Here is an 18921-nt window from a genome sequence, read left to right as displayed (position 1 = left end):
CCTGCCCTGCCGCTGTCATGCGCGCCGGTTTCGGCGAGCGGCGAACCGGCCTGCGCCAGAGGCATTCCCCGACGCCGGCACCCGGCCCGACAGGCCGACAGGCCGACAGGCCGACAGGCCGACAGGCCGACAGCGGTGGACGGCATCCGGTCGCGCTCCCGGCTCCCACGGTCGTCGCCGCAACTCCTTCCACCACATCCGGCACATCCGGCACATCCGGACTCGTTGAAAGGCCATCACGTGCACCATCGCTTCCGCACGCCCGTGCCCCCCGGCCTGGCAGTCGCCACGGCCACGGCCCTGGTCCTGGCCCTGGGCGGCACGCCCGCCCTGGCCGCACCCGGCACCGGCGCCGACCCCGGCCCCGATCCCGTCCCGGCTCTGGTGGCAGGGGCGGGCACCGCTGCCCCGCAGCTCGTCACCGGTCTGGCCGAGGCGGCCCCGGGGAGCCCGGCCGAGGCCGCCCGCGCCCATCTCGCGGCTCACCCGGACCGGTACCGGATCGACCCCGGGCAACTGACCGAGATCGGGTCCGAGCGCGGCGCGGACGGCCAGCACACCGTCAGGTTCCAGCAACGCCACGGCGGCATACCCGTGTTCGGCGCGCGGTACCTGGTCCACCTCACCGGCGACGGCGCCGGGCAGCGGGTCGAGTCGGCCGGCGGCAAGTACTTCACCGGTCTCGCCGCACCGACCACCGCCAGTGTCCCGGACGCGACCCTCCGCGAGCTGGCGCTCGGTGCGCTGGGGGACCCGCGGGCCCGGACCGGGGCCACGGCCGAGGACCACGGCCAGCTGATCATGCCCGGCGGCGCCGGCCGGCTGGTCCGGCACTTCACGGTGCGCGGTACCGCCCCGGCCACCGGTGGCTCACGGGTCCGTGAGGTCTACGTGGACGCCACCACCGGCATGATCGCCCTCGCCCACGACGCCCGCGCCCCGTACGCGGTCGCCGACGGCGGCACCCGCACCGCGCCCCGTACCGCGACCGGCACCGCGACCGGCACCGCGACCGGTGTCGAACCTGCCACCGGCACCGCCCCGGACGCCTCCGGCCGCTCCGTCAAGGTGAACATCGGCCGTCTCCCGGACGGGAGTTACCAGCTCACCGACCTCACCCGGCCGGCCACCATCACCACCTACGACGCGGCGGGCCGGACCTACTACGACTACCGGCGCGGCATACCCGCCGACAGCCTCCCGGCCCGCTCCCCGGGCCCGGAGTTCCCGGCCGCCACCGGCAGCAGCGGCGCCACCGACGCCCACCTCAACGCCGCCGCCGTCCACGACTTCTACCGCGACCGGCTCGGCCGGGACGGGCTGGACGGCAAGGCCGGCCCGATCACCTCGGTGGTCAACGTGACCGAGGACGGCGTTCCCCTGTCCAACGCCTACTGGGACGGGCAGAAGATGGTCTACGGCAACGGCGGCGGGAACTACCGTCCGTTCTCCGTCGCCCTCGACGTGGCCGGACACGAGATGACCCACGGCGTCGTCGAGCACACCGCCGGTCTGGTCAACGCCGGTCAGTCCGGCGCGATGAACGAGGCCCTGGCCGACTACTTCGGCAACGCCGTCGAGGTGACCGCCCGGGGCATGGCGATGGACGACCCGCAGGCCGCGCTGCTGGGCGAGGACCTGTGCCGCACCGGGACCCCGCAGGCCTGCGCGCAGCGCCGCCTGGACGACCGCCGTACCACCGTGGACGACTACCTCGGCGCCGGGAACGACGTCGACAGCGGCGGGGTGCACGCGAACTCCACCATCTTCGGCGGCGCGCTGTGGGACATCCGGCGCACGCTGGACCCGCTCGTCGCCGACCGGCTGATCTACCGGGCGCTCGCCGGCTACCTCACCCCGCTGGACGACTTCGTGGACGGGCGGGGCGCGGTGCTCGCCGCGGGCCGGGCGATGAAGCTCACCCGCGCCCAGCTCCGGTCGGTGACAGCGGCGTTCGACGCGCACGGAATCCGGGCGGGCTGGCAGCAGAAGCTCGGCGTGGACAGTCACCCGCTGCTGCGGGGTGCCGCCAGCCCCGGCAACCCGGCCGTCGCCGACGGCCGCTGGGTGATGGGCAACACCGACCCGGCCGAGAAGGGCCAGGGAACCCCCCTGTACACCGGCTCCACCACCAGCGCCGCCGCGCCCACCAGGCTCAGCCCGGAGGACGAGCGGGCACACGGCTGGTCGGCCACCGACGGCAGGTCCGCCGCATGGGTGGCGCAAGGCACCGACACCCAGGGTGTATGGGGGTTCGAGGTGCTGACCCGTTCCCTGTCCGGCGGCCCGGTCCGCAGTCTCTTCCGCTCCTCGGTCCAGTGGCCCACCGACGTCCAGGTCTCGGGGCCCGACGTGGCCTTCCGGGTGAGCGACCCCGCCACCGGCCGGGGTCAGGTGCTCCTCTTCCGCGACGGCGCACCGGCCGGGAAGCTCCCGCTGCCCGACGGCCACGACATGGCCGGCCTCACCCTCAAGGACGGGCTGCTCGGCGGGACCGAGTCCTGGACGGCCGGTTCGGGCGAGGTCTTCGCGCCGACCGTCTACTCGCTTGCCGACGGCAAGGTCACCGCGCAGTACGTGGCGGGTGACCCGAACGGCAGCAGCGGGGACCAGACTTCCTCCACGGTGCTCGCGGGAGGCAGGCTGCTCTGGGTCGAGAAGCCCGGTGACCGGACGAAGCGCAGCTCGATCCGGTCGGGGGCGCTGAACGGCTCCGGGGTGACCGACGTGCTGCCGGGAGACTCGCCGTACGCCCCGCTGAACGCGGAGATCACCGCCTCCGACCGGTCGGTCACCTTCAGCGTCTGGGACACCGATCCCGCCGGGGGCTGGTCCAACGCGGTCCTGCCCAAGCTCTGGCAGCTCCCCCTCACCGGCGGAACTCCCGAGCGGCTCTCCTGCAACCGGGGCAGCCAGGTCATGGCGGCAGCCGACCGGGGCACCCGGGTGATCTGGCTCGACTCCACCACCGGCCGCACCGACCTGGTGGTCCGCGACCGCCCGGCCGGCACCTGCTGACCCCTGCCGGTCCCACGGCCCGGCCGGTCGCCGCGCTCCCCGGGCCGGGCGGTCGACGGGCCGGGCGGTCGACGGCCCGTCACGGGTAGCGGCGGGGCGTCCAGGTGAGGCGGGAGCCGTCGGGGCGGTCCGTGACCCGGGTCTGCGAGGAGCCGATCAGCAGGAGGGTGCGCATGTCCACCTCGGACGGTTCCAGCGCGGCGAGCGTGACGATCCGCACCGACTGCTCCGGCCCGCCCACGTCACGGGCGACGACCACCGGGGTCTGCGGCGGGCGCAGTTCCAGCAGCAGGTCACGGGCCTTGGCCACCTGCCAGGTGCGGCTGCGCGAGCCGGGGTTGTACAGGGCGAGCACCAGATCGGCCGCGGCGGCGGCGCGCAGCCGCCGCGCGACGACCTCCCAGGGCTTGAGCCGGTCCGACAGCGAGATCGTGGCGTAGTCGTGGCCGAGCGGGGCCCCGGCCGCGGCCGCCGCCGCGTTGGCGGCGGTCACCCCCGGCAGGACCCGTACGGGCACGTCCTGGTACTCCTTCTGCGCGGCCACCTCCAGGACGGCCGTGGCCATGGCGAAGACCCCGGGGTCACCGCCGGAGACCACGGCGACCCGCAGGCCGCGCCGGGCGAGGTCGAGGGCGAACTCGGCGCGCTCGGACTCCACCTTGTTGTCGGAGCCGTGCCGCGTCTGGCCCGGCCGTACGGGGACCCGGTCCAGGTAGGTCGTGTACCCGACGAGGACTTCTGCGTCGGCCAGGGCCCGCCGGGTCTCGGGGGTGAGCCAGAGCGGGCCCGCCGGTCCGGTGCCGACGACCACGACCCCGCCCGGCCCGGACGGCACCCCGCCCGGGTTGCCGATCCGGCTGGGGACGACGGCGACGGCGAAGTACGGCACGCTCCCGGGGTCGGTGTCCGCGAGGACGCCGGTCCGCTCCCCCGCCATCGTGGCGCGCTCGACGTAGCGGGCCTCGGCGAGCCGGCCGCTGTTCTCCATGGCCCGGCGCACGGCGGGGAAGGTGCGGCCGAGCTTCATGACGACCGCCGAGTCGGTGGCGGCGAGCCGGGCGGTGAGCTCCTCCTCGGGCAGGGTGCCGGGCAGGATGGTCAGTACTTCCTCGCCCTCCACCAGCGGGGTGCCGAGCCGGGCGGCGGCGGCGCTCACCGAGGTGACGCCGGGGATCACCTCGGCCTCGTACCGGTGTGCGAGCCGTTTGTGCATGTGCATGTACGAGCTGTAGAAGAGCGGGTCGCCCTCCGCGAGCACGGCCACGGTCCGGCCGGCGTCCAGGTGGGCGGCCAGCCGGGCGGCGGACTCCTCGTAGAACTCCTCCATCGCGCCCTGGTAGCCGCCCGGGTGGTCGGTGGTCCCGGTGGTGACCGGGTAGACCAGCGGCTCCTCGATGTGGTCGGCACGCAGGTGGTCCGCGGCGATCGAGCGGGCGATGGAACGGCCGTGCCGGGCGCTGTGGTAGGCCACCACGTCCGCCGCGGTGATCACCTGGACGGCGCGCAGGGTCATCAGCGAGGGGTCGCCGGGCCCGAGCCCGACCCCGTACAGCCGGCCGGGGCCGGGGGCGGGGGCAGGCGTCGGGACGGTGTCCGTGCCGGTCTGCGGGGCGGTCTGCGGGGCGGTGCTCATTCTTCCTCGCTCGCGATCGCGTTGACGGCGGCGGCGGCGATGGCGCTGCCGCCGCGCCTGCCCCGCACGATCAGGTGGTCGAGCCCCGAGGCGTGTCCGGCGAGGGCCTCCTTGGACTCGGCGGCGCCGATGAAGCCGACCGGGACACCGATGACGGCGGCCGGGCGCGGGGCGCCCTCCTCGATCATCTCCAGCAGCCGGAAGAGCGCGGTCGGCGCGTTGCCGACGGCTATGACCGAGCCCTCCAGCAGGCCCCGGTCCCGCCAGACTTCGAGCGCGGCGGCGCTGCGCGTGGTGCCCATGCGCGCGGCCAGCTCCGGCACGGACGGGTCGGAGAGGGTGCAGATCACGTCGTTGCCCGCGGGCAGCCGCTTGCGGGTGACACCGCTGGCGACCATCTGTACGTCGCACAGGACCGGCGCCCCGGCGCGCAGGGCTGCGCGGGCGCGCAGCACCACCTCGGGCGTGTATCCCAGGTCCTGCGGCAGGTCGGTCATCCCGCAGGCGTGGATCATGCGTACCGCGACCTGGGCGACCGAGGCGGGCAGCCCGGCGAGGTCCGCCTCGGCGCGGATCGTGGCAAAGGACTGGCGGTAGATCGCGGCGCCGTCCTTCTCGTACTCGAACACGGTCTGTTCGCTCATTTCTTCACTGCGGCTTCGGAGACTCGGGAGAGGGGGAAGGGGGAAACGGGGGAAGTGGTTCCGGGGTGTCAGGGGGTGTACGGGGCCTGCGGAACGCGCGGGGCCGGGGCCGGGTTCTGCGGGGTGCGGCGTGCGTCCGCGAGGGCCGTGGCGAGCGCGTCGGGCGGTACGCCGTGGAGCGGGTCCCGGCCCGGGGCGGCGAGGTCGTACCCCTGGGGGGTGGCCACCAGGTCGACCCAGGCCGTGCCGCGCGGGTGCCCGCACCGGCGCTCGCAGCCGGACCAGTGCACGGCCAGCGGCCCCCGCGCGGCGCCGGTGACGGCCGCGCCGACGGCGGCCCGCGCGTCGGCGCGCACGTCCGCGTGGGAGCGGGCGCAACCCGGCCGCCCGGTACAGGCGGTGACGGACCGCCAGGGGTCGTCGGGGGCGGTGACCAGCCCGGCGTCCGCGAGTCCGGCGAGCGCGGCGGCGGCCGTGCGGGCGGGCAGGCCGGGGACGACGACCCCGCGCCAGGGCGTCAGGCGCATCCGGCCGGTGAGCGCGGCCAGGCGCAGCCACTGCGCGGTGGTCAGCCGGCCCAGGGGCGCGAGCACGCTGAGGGCCGAGGTGGGGCCGGGTCCGGTGACGACTCCGGGGCCGGGCGGGGCGGCGCGGGGGTGCTCCGGTACGGGCTCCGGGCTCGCGGGGACCCCTTCGGCGGCCAGCCGGGCGCCCAGCCCCGCCGCCGTCAGGGCGTGTCCGGGCGGGAGTTCGCCGACCCGCCAGGCACGGGTGCCGGCGGCGCGGGCCGCGTCGAGGAAGTACCCGGCGGCCACCAGGGCGGCGCGGGGCGCGTGCGGCGCGGGGACGAGCAGGCCCTCGCGTGCGCCGGCCGTCCAGAGCAGGGCCCGGTCCGCGTCCCAGGCGAGCAGGGTGACGTCCGCGGCGAGGGAGGTGACGTCGCCCCGGCCGTCGTCGAGGGCGAACAGGAAGCGCCCCGACAGCCCGGCGGCGGCCCCGCTCGCGCAGAGCAGCCGGTCCAGTGCGGGGACCCAGGGCGCCACGTCGGGCAGTTCCCGCCGGTCGAGGCCGGTCAGGGGCGAGGCGACGATGTTGCGGACCCGTTCGTGGGTGGGCGCGGGCAGCAGCCCGGCCCGGTCCAGCAGTGCGGCGAGTTCGCCGCCGCAGCCCGCGCCGAGGCCGCGCAGTTGCGCGTTGCCTCGCGAGGTGAGGTCGAGGTGGCCGTCGCCGAGCCGGTCCGCGGCCTCGGCCAGCAGCCGGGCCGCCGCGCCGCCGAGCAGCCCGCCGGGTATCCGGACCCGCGCCAGGAACCCGTCGTCCGCCGCGTGGAGCCGCAGTGCGCCGGGGCAGGCGTCACCGCGGTCACGTATGACGGGTTCGTCCCGCGACGTGGCGGCGGAGGGGGGCTGGGGCATGGCGGCGAGCATACCCACGATTGCCGCCCCGGGGCCTGTGGCCGTCACCACGCCCCCGGGGCCCCGGCCTGCCGTCCCGGCCTCCCGGAAAGGCCCGCGCCAACCCGGGAAAGCCCCGCGCGACGATCTTCCCGGGGACCCCGCTCCCGCCCGGCGGCCTTGCCGCCTAGGATGACGTTCCGACAGGCCACCCGGCCCGTCATCGCCGAGGACGGCGACATGGGAGGAAGCCCGGTGCGATTCCGGCGCGGTCCCGCCACTGTGAACCCGGCAGACCTTCACGGCCGCCGGGTGAGTCAGGAACTCCCGTCGTCCTCACTGCCCGGGGCGCGGAAACCCCGAGGAAGGTCTGCCGCCGCATGATCTTGCTGCTGTCGACGTCCGACACCGATCTGCTCAGCGCCCGCGCCGCGGACGGCCCCGTTCCGTACCGGTTCGCGAACCCCTCCCGCCTTCCTCTCGACGACCTGCCCGGCCTCCTCGACGGCGTCACCCTGGTCGTCGTGCGCCTCCTCGGCGGCCTGCGCGCCTGGCAGGACGGGCTCGATCTGCTGCTCGCCGCCGGGCAGAGCCGCCCGGTGGTCGTCCTGACCGGCGAACAGGCCCCCGACGCACAGCTGATGGAGGCGTCCACCGTCCCGATCGGCATCGCGGCCGAGGCGCACGGCTACCTCGCGCACGGCGGCCCCGCCAACCTGGACCAGCTCGCCCGGTTCCTCTCCGACACCGTGCTGCTCACCGGTCACGGCTTCGAGCCGCCGGCCGCCGCCGCCACCTGGGGTCCGCTGGAGCGGACCGTGCCCCGGTCGGACGGCCCGGCGGACGGCCCGCGGATCGCCGTGCTCTACTACCGCGCCCACCAGATGAGCGGCAACACCGCTTTCGTGCACACCCTCTGCGAGGCCGTCGAGGCCCACGGCGCCCGGCCGCTGCCCCTCTACGTCTCCTCCCTGCGCACGCCCGAGCCGGAGCTGCTGGCCGCGCTGGAGGGCGTCGACGCGATCGTCACCACCGTCCTCGCGGCGGGCGGCACCCGCCCCGCCACCGCCTCGGCGGGCGGGGACGACGAGTCCTGGGACGCGGGCGCGCTCGCCTCGCTCGGCGTGCCGATCCTCCAGGCCCTGTGCCTGACCGGCTCGCGCGCCGCCTGGGAGGAGAGCGACGAGGGCCTCTCCCCGCTCGACGCCGCCACCCAGGTCGCCGTGCCCGAGTTCGACGGCCGTCTGATCACCGTCCCGTTCTCCTTCAAGGAGTTCGACGAGGACGGCCTGCCCGCGTACGTGGCCGACCCGGAGCGGGCCGCCCGGGTCGCGGGGATCGCCGTACGCCACGCCCGGCTGCGGCACATCGACCGCCGGGACAAGCGGATCGCGCTGGTCCTGTCCGCGTACCCGACCAAGCACTCCCGGATCGGCAACGCGGTCGGCCTGGACACCCCGGCCAGCGCCGTCGAGCTGCTGCGCACCCTCATCGCCGGCGGGTACGACTTCGGTCCCGTCGCGGAGATCCCCGGTCTGGTCTCCGGTGACGGCGACGAGCTGATCCGCGCCCTGATCGAGGCGGGCGGCCACGACCAGGAGTGGCTGACCGAGGAGCAACTGGCCCGCAACCCGGTCCGGATTCCGGCCGCCGACTACCGGCGCTGGTTCGCCGCGCTGCCCGCCGGACTGCGCGCGGACGTGGAGGAGCACTGGGGTCCGGCGCCGGGCGAGATGTTCGTCGACCGGTCCGCGAACCCGGAGGGCGACATCGTGCTGGCCGCCCTGCGCCGGGGCAACCTGCTGATCCTGATCCAGCCGCCGCGCGGCTTCGGCGAGAACCCGATCGCGATCTACCACGACCCGGACCTGCCGCCCTCGCACCACTACCTGGCCGCGTACCGCTGGATACAGGCGCGTGCCGAGGACGGCGGTTTCGGCGCCGACGCCATGATCCACCTGGGCAAGCACGGCAACCTGGAGTGGCTGCCGGGCAAGAACGCCGGCCTGTCGGCGTCCTGCGCCCCGGACGCCGCCCTCGGCGACCTGCCGCTGATCTACCCGTTCCTGGTCAACGACCCGGGCGAGGGCACCCAGGCCAAGCGCCGGGTCCACGCCACCCTGGTCGACCACCTGGTGCCGCCGATGGCCCGCGCGGAGTCCTACGGCGACATCGCGCGGCTGGAGCAGCACCTCGACGAGTACGCGCAGATCTCCGCGATGGACCCGGCCAAGCTGCCCGCGATCCGCGCACAGATCTGGACCCTGATCCAGGCCGCGAAGCTGGACCACGACCTGGGGCTGGCGGAGCGTCCGGACGACGACGGCTTCGACGACTTCCTGCTCCACGTCGACGGCTGGCTGTGCGAGGTCAAGGACGCCCAGATCCGCGACGGCCTGCACGTCCTGGGCGGCGCCCCGACCGGTACGGCCCGCGTCAACCTGGTCCTCGCCATCCTGCGCGCCCGTCAGATCTGGGGCGGTACGACGGCCCTGCCGGGTCTGCGCGAGGCGCTCGGCCTGGACGAGTCGGCGGCCACCCGCACCTCGGCGGACGCCGTGGAGGAGCGGGCGCGCGCCCTGGTCCAGGCGATGGAGGACGCGCACTGGTCCCCGGAGGCGGTCGCCCCGGTCGCCGCCGGGCAGCCGGCACAGGTCGCCGCGGTGCTGGAGTTCGCGGCGCGCGAGGTGGTGCCGAGGCTGGCGGGCACGGTGGACGAGATCGCCCATGTGGTCAGCGCCCTGGACGGCTCCTTCGTCCCGGCCGGCCCGTCCGGTTCGCCGCTGCGCGGCCTGGTCAACGTCCTGCCGACCGGCCGCAACTTCTACTCGGTGGACCCCAAGGCCGTCCCCTCCCGTCTGGCGTGGGAGACCGGCCAGGCCCTGGCCGAGTCCCTGCTGGCCCGTTACCGCGCGGACAACGGGGCCTGGCCGCCCTCCGTCGGCCTCTCCCTGTGGGGCACGAGCGCGATGCGGACCTCGGGCGACGACGTGGCCGAGGCCCTCTCGCTGCTGGGCGTGCGCCCGGTGTGGGACGAGGCCTCGCGCCGGGTCACCGGTCTCGAAGCGATCCCGCTCGGTGAGCTGGGCCGCCCGCGCATCGATGTGACGCTGCGCATCTCGGGCTTCTTCCGGGACGCGTTCCCGCACGTCATCGGCCTGCTGGACGACGCGGTCCGGCTGGTGGCCGCCCTCGACGAACCGGCCGGGGACAACTTCGTCCGCGCCCACGCCCAGGCGGACCTGGCCGAGCACGGTGACGAGCGGCGCGCGACGACCCGTATCTTCGGCTCGCGGCCGGGTACGTACGGGGCCGGCATCCTCCAGCTGATCGACTCCCGGGACTGGCGTACGGACGCCGACCTGGCGGAGGTCTACACGGTGTGGGGCGGGTACGCGTACGGCCGTGGCCTGGAGGGGCGTCCGGCGCGCGCCGAGATGGAGACGGCGTACAAGCGGATCACGGTGGCCGCGAAGAACACCGACACGCGTGAGCACGACATCGCGGACTCGGACGACTACTTCCAGTACCACGGCGGCATGGTGGCCACGGTCCGCGCGCTGCGCGGGACGGCCCCGGAGGCGTACATCGGCGACTCCACCCGCCCGGAGACGGTCAAGACCCGCACCCTGGTCGAGGAGACCTCGCGCGTCTTCCGGGCCCGTGTGGTCAACCCGAAGTGGATCGAGGCGATGCGCCGCCACGGGTACAAGGGCGCCTTCGAGCTGGCGGCGACCGTGGACTACCTGTTCGGCTACGACGCCACGACGGGCGTGGTCGCGGACTGGATGTACGACAAGCTGACCGAGACGTATGTCCTGGACCCGGAGAACCGCGCCTTCCTGGAGGAGGCCAACCCCTGGGCCCTGCACGGCATCGCGGAGCGGCTGCTGGAGGCGGAGTCGCGCGGCATGTGGGCGAAGCCGGACCCGCAGATCCTGGAATCCCTGCGCCAGGTGTACCTGGACACGGAGGGCAACCTGGAGGGCGAGGCGGAGCGGGGGCAGGAACAGGGGTGACCCCGCCGGGGCCCGCGCCCCGGCCCCGGCCCCGGGCTTTCCCGCGCCGAAGGCCGCCGCGCCCGTCCCCCGTGGGGGACGGGCGCGGCGGCCTTCGCGCGTCAGGTGCGGACGCGCCGGGTGCGCGGGGGCCGGTCCGGGTGTGCCGGGGGCCGGGGGTCCTGGTCCGCCTACTTGGTGGTCGCGTTCAGCGCGACGAGCGCCTGCGCCCACCGCGCGAACTTGAGCTGACCGAAGTCCCCGACGGTCTTCACCCCGAAGGCTTCGTGCAGGAGCTCACCGTCCTTGTCGGAGACCCCCTTCAGCGCGGCCACGGGCGCCGCGAGCACCTCGGCCAACGGCTTGTCGGCCCACGCCTTGTCGAGCACCTTGTCCAGATCGATCGCCACGAGTGTCCTCCCGGAACGCCGGAACCACCTACCCGGGCAAAACTATCCCTGCCAGACATTTCCCCCATGCCATGACACTCCGGGGCGGGCCATCCGGGAACCCCCGGCCCAAGGGGCCAGAAACCCCTTTAGCCCCTCACGGGCCGCAGCGCCACAAAAAGATGCTTGTGTCACCTGAACCAGTGAACTCCCCCTTAGCCCACCCGAACCAGGGGTAGGAGCAGTGCTGATCTCGTGCGGGGGCCTGGGGGTGACCCGGCCCCCGCGCCCTTCTGTGAGAAGACAGACGAAAGGCCGACCCCGCCGTGACGCAGCCGTTCCAACTGCCGGATTTCTATGTGCCTTATCCGGCGCGACTGAACCCCCACCTCGAAGACGCGCGGGTCCACACCAAGAAGTGGGCGCGCGGCCTCGGGATGCTGGAGGGTTCCGGCGTCTGGGAGGAGAGCGACCTCGACTCGCACGACTACGCCCTGCTCTGCGCGTACACCCACCCCGACTGCGACAGCGAGGCGCTGTCCCTGGTCACCGACTGGTACGTCTGGGTGTTCTTCTTCGACGACCACTTCCTGGAGATGTACAAGCGCTCCCAGGACCGGGACGGCGCCAAGGAGTACCTCGACAAGCTCGCCGCCTTCATGCCGGCGCACCTGGCCGACGGTTTCCCCGAGCCCACCAACCCGGTCGAGGCGGGGCTCGCGGACCTGTGGGCGCGGACCGTGCCGGCGATGTCCGCCGACTGGCGGGAACGGTTCTCCGTGTCCACCCGGAACCTGCTGAACGAGTCGATGTGGGAGCTGGCCAACATCCACATCGGGCGGGTGGCCAACCCGCTCGAATACATCGAGATGCGCCGCAAGGTGGGCGGGGCCCCCTGGTCGGCCGGTCTGATCGAGTACGTCTCGGCGGAGGTCCCGGCGCGGGTCGCGCACTCGCGCCCGCTCGGGGTGCTGCGGGACGCCTTCTCCGACGCCGTGCACATCAGGAACGACATCTTCTCCTACGAGCGCGAGGTCAGCGACGAGGGAGAGCTCTCCAACGCGATCCTGGTCCTGGAGACCTTCCTCGACTGCACCACCCAGGAGGCCGCCGACGCCTCCAACGACCTGCTCACCTCGCGGCTCCAGCAGTTCGAGCAGACCGCCCTCGTCGAACTCCCCCAGCTCTTCGCCGACCACGCGATGAACCCGGCGGAGATCGCGGCCGTCCTCGCCTACGCCAAGGGGCTCCAGGACTGGCAGTCCGGCGGCCACGAGTGGCACATGGTCTCCAGCCGCTACATGAACAAGGAAGCGCGGTCCACCACCCCGCTCACCCTGCCGTTCCTGCCCAGCGGTCTCGGCACCACCGCCCTCGACCTGGGCTCCGTCTTCACCCGGCGCTCGATGGACCTGCGCCGCCGGACCTTCACCCACGTCCCCTTCGAGCGCACCGGCCCGTCCGTGATCCCGGAGCTCTACGTCCCGTTCCCGCTCACGCTCAGCCCGCACCTGGACCACGCCCGCGAGGGCTCGGTGGCCTGGGCCCGGCGCACGGGCCTGCTGGACCCGCAGCCCGGCGACCCCGGCTCGGCCATCTGGACCGAGGAGAAGATGCGCGGCTACGACTTCGCGCTCTGCTCGGCCGGGATCGACCCCGACGCCACCCCCGAGGCGCTCACCCTCAACGCGTGCTGGCTGACCTGGGGCACCTACGGGGACGACTACTACCCGGTGGTGTTCGCCCAGGCCAAGAACCTTCCTGCGGCCAAGGCGGCCACGACGCGGCTGATCGCGATGATCCCGGTCGACCACGCCGAGCAGGCGCTGCCGGTCACCGCGATGGAACGGGCCCTGGGCGAGCTGTGGGTGCGCACCTCGGCCGGGATGTCCACGCAGGTGCGCACCGAGTTCCGGGCCACCCTGGTCAGCATGCTGGAGAGCTGGCTGTGGGAGGTGGAGAACCAGATCCAGAACCGCATCCCGGACCCGGTGGACTACGCGGAGATGCGCCGCAACACCTTCGGCACGTACCTCACGATGTACCTGTGCCGGCTCGGCCTGGCGGGCCGGGGCATCCCCGAAGAGATCTACGCCTCCGGGACCATCCGCGCCCTGGAGAACGCGGTGGCCGACGCCGCCTGCATGATCAACGACATCTTCTCGTACCAGAAGGAGGTGGAGGTCGAGGGTGAGGTGCACAACTACATCGTCGTCACCCGCAACTTCTTCGACATCGGCTACCCGGAGGCGCTGCACATCTGCCACACGCTGATGACGCGGCGCGTCGAGGAGTTCGAGCACATCGTCGCCGACCAGCTTCCGGTGCTCTACGACGACTGGAAGCTGGACCCGGAGGCCAGGCAGGGGCTCGACGCGTACGTGGGCGAGCTCAAGGACTGGATCGCCGGAATCCTCAACTGGCACCAGAAGTGCCGCCGTTACCGCCCCGAGGACCTGCACCGGCAGCCCGACGCGCTCTCGACGGGCGTCTGGGCCCCGGACTTCGCCATGGCGGCGGCCCGGATCTCACTGCCCCACTGAGCGGGCCGCCACCGCCCGGGGACGGCGGTGGGGGCCACGGGTGCGGGGCCCGGCGAAGGCCGGTCCCGCACCCGCCGCCGCCGTCCCCGCACCCGCCGCCGTCCGCCCGTTGCCCGCACCCGCAGGGCTCAGAACTCGTCGGCGGTGTGGGGCAGGAGCGGGGTCCGCAGGGCCGCGTCCAGTTCCTCCGCCGCGCCGGGGGTGCGCTCGTCCACCAGTCCGGCGGCGGCCAGCTCGGCCGCGCGGGTCCCGCCCAGGTAGCAGGCGGCCAGCTCCCGTACGTCCAGGACCAGGTCGGGGGCGTCCCCGGTCCGTTCGTACGCCGCCCCGTCCGGCCCGGCCCTGAGCCGGAACCGCCCGGCGTTGGCGGGGACCCGTACGTCGGTCAGCTCCAGGACCCGTTCCACCGGCGCGGCCCAGGAGCGCGCGGTCAGCGCGGCCCGTACGTCGGCCAGGCGCAGCCACAGCGCCGGGAACTGGGCGGTGACGCGGACCTGGTCCCGGTCGGCGGCGAAGTGCAGCAGCGGGTCGTCGGCCGGGCGGCCCCAGGCGGAGACCTTGCCGGTGAGGTCGAGGGAGGCCACGTACTGCCACAGGGCGGCGGCGACCGCCGGGCTCCGCGCCTCCAGCTCGTCCACGCGCACCAGGCCCGGGGTGCGGACAAGGCCGCCGTCGTCCTCGGGCTTGGTCCGGTAGAGGACGTATCCGGCGACCGGGTCGCCCAGGACGGCGATCCGGGGCGGGCTCAGCTCCTCGTCGAACGCGTCCTGTTCGCTGAGCCACTCACCCCGCCAGCGTTCGGGGCCGCGGGTCGGACGGCCGGCCCGGGAGGCGCGGGCGGCCTCGTGGCAGGGCCCGATCACGGTGGGCGCGTCCTCGGGGTCGACCAGCCGCAGCGGGCGCGGGTCCGGGTCCACGCGCAGGGCCAGCGGGCGGGTGGAGTCGATCTCGACGGTGACGCCCTGGGTGGCGGCGCCGAAGCCGAAGCGGCCGTAGATGGCGGCCTCGGAGGCCCAGAGCGCGACGAGGGGGGTGCCCGCGGCCCCGGTCCGCCGCAGGACCTCGTCCATCAGCGCGGTCAGCACGCCCCGTCTGCGGTGGGTGGGGGCGACGGAGACGAAGGTGAGGCCGGGGCAGGGCAGGTCGGCCCCGGGCACCGAGAGCCGGAAGTCGTGCGCGGCCACGAAGCCGACCAGGGTGTCGCCGTCGTAGGCGCCGATCCGCTCGCAGCGCGCCAGCGTCGCGCGGTGCTTCTCCCGCTCCTCCTTCTCCGGCCGTTCGTGGAAGACCAGGTAGGAGAGTTCCGCCGCGCGGTCGATGTCGGCCTCGGGTACCTCACGGATGTCCACCATGATCCGGAGACTAATCGGCGGGCCGGGGACGGTCATCTCATTTGTGCGGATTCCGGTGCTCCTGGGCGAAATCCGGCCACCGGGAACTCCGGCCGCCCGGCAGCGGACCCCGCCCGCCGGAGGGCGGGACCGCCGCTTCAGGCGACGGAGCCGATCCGGCCCGTCACCGGGCCCGCGGTGTCCGGGTGGATCGGGACGCGCGCGCCGGTGAGGGCGGCGCCGGTGCCGCCGCGCCGGACGGCGACGATCTCGGCGGCGATGGAGAGCGCGGTCTCCTCCGGGGTGCGGGCGCCGAGGTCCAGGCCGATCGGGGAGCGGAGCCGGGCCCGTTCGAGTTCGCCGACGCCCGCCGCGCGCAGCCGCGCGTCGCGGTCCTCGTGGGTGCGGCGGGAGCCCATGGCTCCGACGTAGGCGACGGGGAGCCGCAGGGCCAGTTCGAGGAGCGGGACGTCGAACTTGGCGTCGTGGGTGAGGACGCACAGGACGGTCCGGCCGTCCACGCCGCCCGCCGCGGACTGGGCCGCCAGGTAGCGGTGCGGCCAGTCGACGACGATCTCGTGCGCCTCGGGGAAACGGTTCCTCGTGGCGAACACGGGCCGCGCGTCGCACACGGTCACCCGGTAGCCGAGGAAGACGCCGATCCGCACCAGGGCGGCGGCGAAGTCGATGGCACCGAAGACGATCATGCGCGGGGGCGGGACGCTGGACTCGACGAGCACCGTGAGCGGCTCGCCGCAGAGCCGGCCGTCGGCGCCGAGCTCCAGGACGCCGGTACGGCCCGCGTCGAGCATGGCGCGGGCCTCCGCGGCGACGGCGCGGTCCAGCGCGGGGTGTCCGCCCAGGGCTGGACCGGAGCCGTCCGGCGGCCGGTGGCCGCCGAGCGTGCCCTCGTACGAGCCGTCCGGGTGGACCAGCAGGGCGCCGCCCCTGAGCTGCGCCGGGCCCTCGGCGATCCGGGCGACGGCCGCCGCCTCCCCCCGCGCGGCGGCGGCCAGGCCGGCGGCGATCACCTCCCGCGCGGGCGCGCCGACCGGGACCGGGGTGACGAGGATGTCGATGGTTCCACCGCAGGTCAGGCCTACCGCGAAGGCGTCGTCGTCGCTGTAGCCGAAGCTCTCCCGGACGCTCTCGCCGTCCTCCAGCGCCTGCCGGCACAGCTCGTACACCGCGCCCTCCACGCATCCGCCGGACACCGATCCGACGGCCGTGCCCTCGCGGTCGACGGCGAGGGCGGCCCCGGGCTGGCGGGGCGCGCTGCCGCCGACGGCCACGACCGTGGCGACGGCGAAGTCGCGTCCCTGCCCCACCCACCGGTCCAGTTCTTCGGCGATGTCCAGCACGGTGGGCCTCCTCGGAGGGGTTCGGGTGCGGTGCCGGGTCCCGGTGCCGGGTCCCGGATGCGGGAGGTGCGCGGTCGTACGTGCGACCTTGATCGCCTTGTAGGAGATCACACCTGCGGCGACACCGGACGCGCCGGACGGGCGGGGCCCCGGAGCCGGTGGACCTCCCGGAGCCGGTCGGGGGCCCCGGCGTCCTCAAGGAGCTACAGGGTCCCGGTGAGCGCCTCCGGGCGGACCGGGGTCCGGTCGATCGCCACACCGGTCGCCTGCCGGATCGCCGCGAGGATGGCCGGGGTGGAGGAGAGGCTCGGGGCCTCGCCGACGCCGCGCAGGCCGTACGGCGCGTTCGGGTCGGCGAGTTCCAGGACGTCGACCGGGAGGGCCGGGGTGTCGAGGACGGTGGGGATCAGGTAGTCCGTGAAGGAGGGGTTGCGGACCTTCGCGGTCTTCGGGTCCACGATGATCTCTTCCATGATCGCCATGCCGAGGCCCTGGAGGGAGCCGCCCTGGATCTGGCCGACGACGGAGAGCATGTTCAGCGCCTTGCCGACGTCCTGCGCGGTGGCCAGCTCGACCACCTTGACCAGGCCCAGTTCGGTGTCCACCTCGACCACCGCGCGGTGGGCGGCGAAGATGTACTGGATGTGGCCGCCGCCCTGGCCGGTGACCGGGTCGAACGCGACGGTCCGGCGGGGGCGCCACTCCAGCTCCAGGTCGATCGCCTCCTCGTCCTCCAGCACCTCGGCCAGCTCCGCGAGGACCTCGCCGCCGTCGGTGACGACCTTGCCGTCCTCCAGCAGCAGTTCGGCGGTGGCCCACGCCGGGTGGTAGGAGCCCTTCTTGCGGCGCCCGATCTCCAGGACCCGTTCCCGGACGGCCTCGCAGGCGTGCTTCACCGCGCCGCCGGTCACGTACGTCTGCCGCGAGGCGGAGGTGGACCCGGCGGAGCCGACCCGGGTGTCGGCCGGGAGGATGGTCACCTGGGTGACGCCCAGCTCCGTACGGGCGATCTGCGCGTGGACGGTGACCCCGCCCTGGCCGACCTCCGCCATGGCCGTGTGGACCGTCGCGACGGCCTCGCCGCCCACGACCTCCAGGCGCACCCGGGCGGTGGAGTAGTCGTCGAAGCCCTCGGAGAAGCCGACGTTCTTGATGCCGACCGCGTAGCCGACGCCCCGGACGACGCCCTCGCCGTGGGTGGTGTTGGAGAGGCCGCCGGGCAGCGCGCGGATGTCCGGGCCCTCGCCCGCGCTCTCCCACTGGCGCTCCGGCGGCAGCGGGCGGGCCTTGACCCGGCGCAGCAGCTCGGCGACGGGCGCCGGGGAGTCCACGACCTGGCCGGTGGGCATGACCGTGCCCCTCTCCATGGCGTTGAGCTGCCGGAACTCGACCGGGTCCATGCCGAGCTCCGCCGCGACCTTGTCCATCTGGGCCTCGTACGCGAAACACGCCTGGACGGCGCCGAAGCCGCGCATCGCGCCGCAGGGCGGGTTGTTGGTGTAGAGGGCGATGGCCTCGATGTCGACGTCGTCCACGGCGTAGGGGCCGACGGAGAGGGAGGAGGCGTTGCCGACGACGGCCGGGGAGGCGGAGGCGTAGGCGCCGCCGTCGAGCACGATCCGGCACTTCACGTGCGTGAGCTTGCCGTCCCTGGTGGCGCCGTGCTCGTAGGAGAGCTTGGCCGGGTGGCGGTGGACATGGCCGAAGAAGGACTCGAACCGGTTGTAGACCATCTTCACGGGCCGGCCCGTGCGCAGCGCCAGGAGGCAGGCGTGGATCTGCATCGAGAGGTCCTCACGGCCGCCGAAGGCGCCGCCGACGCCGGAGAGCGTCATGCGCACCTTCTCCTCGGGGAGCCCGAGGACGGGGGCGATCTGCCGGCGGTCCGAGTGGAGCCACTGGGTGGCGACGTAGAGGTCCACGCCGCCGTCCTCGCCCGGCACGGCGAGGCCGGACTCGGGGCCGAGGAAGGCCTGGTCCTGCATGCCGAAGGTGTACTCGCCCCGGACGACGACGTCGGCGCGCTCGCGGGCCGCCGCCGCGTCGCCGCGGACGATGGGCTGGCGGTGGACGATGTTGGGGTGCGGGACGTGGCCGATGTGGTGGTCGTCGCGGCCCTCGTGGAGCAGCGGCGCGCCCTCGGCGAGGGCGGACGCCTCGTCGGTGACGAGCGGCAGCTCGCGGTAGTCGATCCTGATCCTGGCGGCGGCGCGGCGGGCGGTCTCCGGGTGGTCGGCGGCCACGAGGGCGACCGGCTCGCCGTGGTGGCGCACCCGGCCGTGGGCGAGGACCGGGGTGTCCTGGATCTCCAGGCCGTAGTGGGTCACCGGGGTGGGCAGGTCCTCGTAGGTGAGCACGGCGTGGACCCCGGGCAGCGCGAGGGCCCCGGAGAGGTCCATGGAGACGATCTCGGCGTGGGCGACGGTGGAGCGCAGGGTGTGGCCCCAGAGCATGTCCTCGTGCCACATGTCCGAGGAGTACGCGAACTCGCCGGTGACCTTGAGGATGCCGTCCGGGCGGAGCGTGGACTCGCCGATGCCGCCCTTGGGGTGCTTCTGCGTGACGCCGGTCGGGGTGCCCGCCGGGACCGCGCGCGTCTCCTGGGCCATG

Annotated in this window: 10 protein-coding genes and 1 riboswitch; of the genes, 3 read left to right on the top strand and 7 right to left on the bottom strand. The window is 74.4% G+C overall.

Going from position 1 to position 18921, the window contains the following annotated elements; genetic code table 11:
* Positions 1-240 precede the first annotated feature (240 nt).
* A complete protein-coding gene (locus ACIA5F_RS23955; protein WP_399356197.1) occupies positions 241-3018 on the top strand; it encodes a M4 family metallopeptidase in 2778 nt (925 codons plus the stop codon).
* A gap of 79 nt (positions 3019-3097) precedes the next feature.
* Here ACIA5F_RS23955 and ACIA5F_RS23950 read toward each other — a convergent pair whose 3' ends face one another.
* The 3 genes from ACIA5F_RS23950 to ACIA5F_RS23940 form a co-directional block, all read right to left on the bottom strand.
* Positions 3098-4651, bottom strand: coding sequence for a precorrin-2 C(20)-methyltransferase (locus ACIA5F_RS23950; RefSeq protein ID WP_399356195.1), 1554 nt, complete (start codon positions 4649-4651; stop codon positions 3098-3100).
* The gene (locus ACIA5F_RS23945) at positions 4648-5295 is read right to left on the bottom strand and encodes a precorrin-8X methylmutase (protein ID WP_399356193.1); all 648 of its coding nucleotides are present in this window, start codon (positions 5293-5295) and stop codon (positions 4648-4650) included. The genes ACIA5F_RS23950 and ACIA5F_RS23945 overlap by 4 nt, the downstream gene beginning before the upstream one ends.
* 68 nt (positions 5296-5363) lie before the next feature.
* Positions 5364-6710, bottom strand: coding sequence for a cobalamin biosynthesis protein CobG (locus ACIA5F_RS23940; protein WP_399356191.1), 1347 nt, complete (start codon positions 6708-6710; stop codon positions 5364-5366).
* A 223-nt stretch (positions 6711-6933) separates the two neighbouring features.
* Positions 6934-7016, top strand: a riboswitch (cobalamin riboswitch).
* Positions 7017-7069: 53 nt separating this feature from the next.
* On the opposite strand from ACIA5F_RS23940, the gene cobN reads away from it, so the two are divergent.
* Positions 7070-10708 (top strand): cobaltochelatase subunit CobN, encoded by a 3639-nt coding sequence (gene cobN, locus ACIA5F_RS23935; protein WP_399356189.1) that lies wholly within the window; start codon positions 7070-7072, stop codon positions 10706-10708.
* Positions 10709-10878: 170 nt separating this feature from the next.
* On the opposite strand, the gene ACIA5F_RS23930 is transcribed toward cobN, so the two are convergent.
* Entirely contained in the window at positions 10879-11097 is a 219-nt protein-coding gene (locus ACIA5F_RS23930; RefSeq protein ID WP_399356187.1) for a hypothetical protein, read from the bottom strand.
* Between the two features lie 305 nt (positions 11098-11402).
* Between ACIA5F_RS23930 and ACIA5F_RS23925 the strand changes: the two genes are divergently transcribed.
* The gene (locus ACIA5F_RS23925) at positions 11403-13619 is read left to right on the top strand and encodes a germacradienol/geosmin synthase (protein ID WP_399356185.1); all 2217 of its coding nucleotides are present in this window, start codon (positions 11403-11405) and stop codon (positions 13617-13619) included.
* 128 nt (positions 13620-13747) lie between these two features.
* On the opposite strand, the gene ACIA5F_RS23920 is transcribed toward ACIA5F_RS23925, so the two are convergent.
* The 3 genes from ACIA5F_RS23920 to ACIA5F_RS23910 all read right to left on the bottom strand — a co-directional run bounded on the left by ACIA5F_RS23920 (position 13748) and on the right by ACIA5F_RS23910 (position 18920).
* Complete coding sequence (locus ACIA5F_RS23920) at positions 13748-14971, bottom strand: GNAT family N-acetyltransferase (protein WP_399356183.1); 1224 nt, start codon at positions 14969-14971, stop codon at positions 13748-13750.
* A 137-nt stretch (positions 14972-15108) separates the two neighbouring features.
* On the bottom strand, positions 15109-16311 hold the full coding sequence (locus ACIA5F_RS23915; protein WP_399356181.1) for an XdhC family protein: 1203 nt from the start codon (positions 16309-16311) through the stop codon (positions 15109-15111).
* A gap of 203 nt (positions 16312-16514) precedes the next feature.
* On the bottom strand, positions 16515-18920 hold the full coding sequence (locus ACIA5F_RS23910) for a xanthine dehydrogenase family protein molybdopterin-binding subunit (RefSeq protein WP_399356179.1): 2406 nt from the start codon (positions 18918-18920) through the stop codon (positions 16515-16517).
* Position 18921 lies beyond the last annotated feature (1 nt).

The organism is Streptomyces sp. NPDC051567 (assembly GCF_044454165.1).
In the GTDB taxonomy this organism is placed as follows: Bacteria; Actinomycetota; Actinomycetes; order Streptomycetales; family Streptomycetaceae; genus Streptomyces.
This window is presented reverse-complemented; position numbering and strand designations above follow the sequence as displayed.

Coding starts and splice junctions, on each gene's coding strand:
- ACIA5F_RS23950 (WP_399356195.1), bottom strand. CDS start 4,651: ATGAGCACCGCCCCGCAGACCGCCCCGCAGACCGGCACGGACACCGTC.
- ACIA5F_RS23920 (WP_399356183.1), bottom strand. CDS start 14,971: ATGGTGGACATCCGTGAGGTACCCGAGGCCGACATCGACCGCGCGGCG.
- ACIA5F_RS23940 (WP_399356191.1), bottom strand. CDS start 6,710: ATGCCCCAGCCCCCCTCCGCCGCCACGTCGCGGGACGAACCCGTCATA.
- ACIA5F_RS23910 (WP_399356179.1), bottom strand. CDS start 18,920: ATGGCCCAGGAGACGCGCGCGGTCCCGGCGGGCACCCCGACCGGCGTC.
- ACIA5F_RS23945 (WP_399356193.1), bottom strand. CDS start 5,295: ATGAGCGAACAGACCGTGTTCGAGTACGAGAAGGACGGCGCCGCGATC.
- cobN (WP_399356189.1), top strand. CDS start 7,070: ATGATCTTGCTGCTGTCGACGTCCGACACCGATCTGCTCAGCGCCCGC.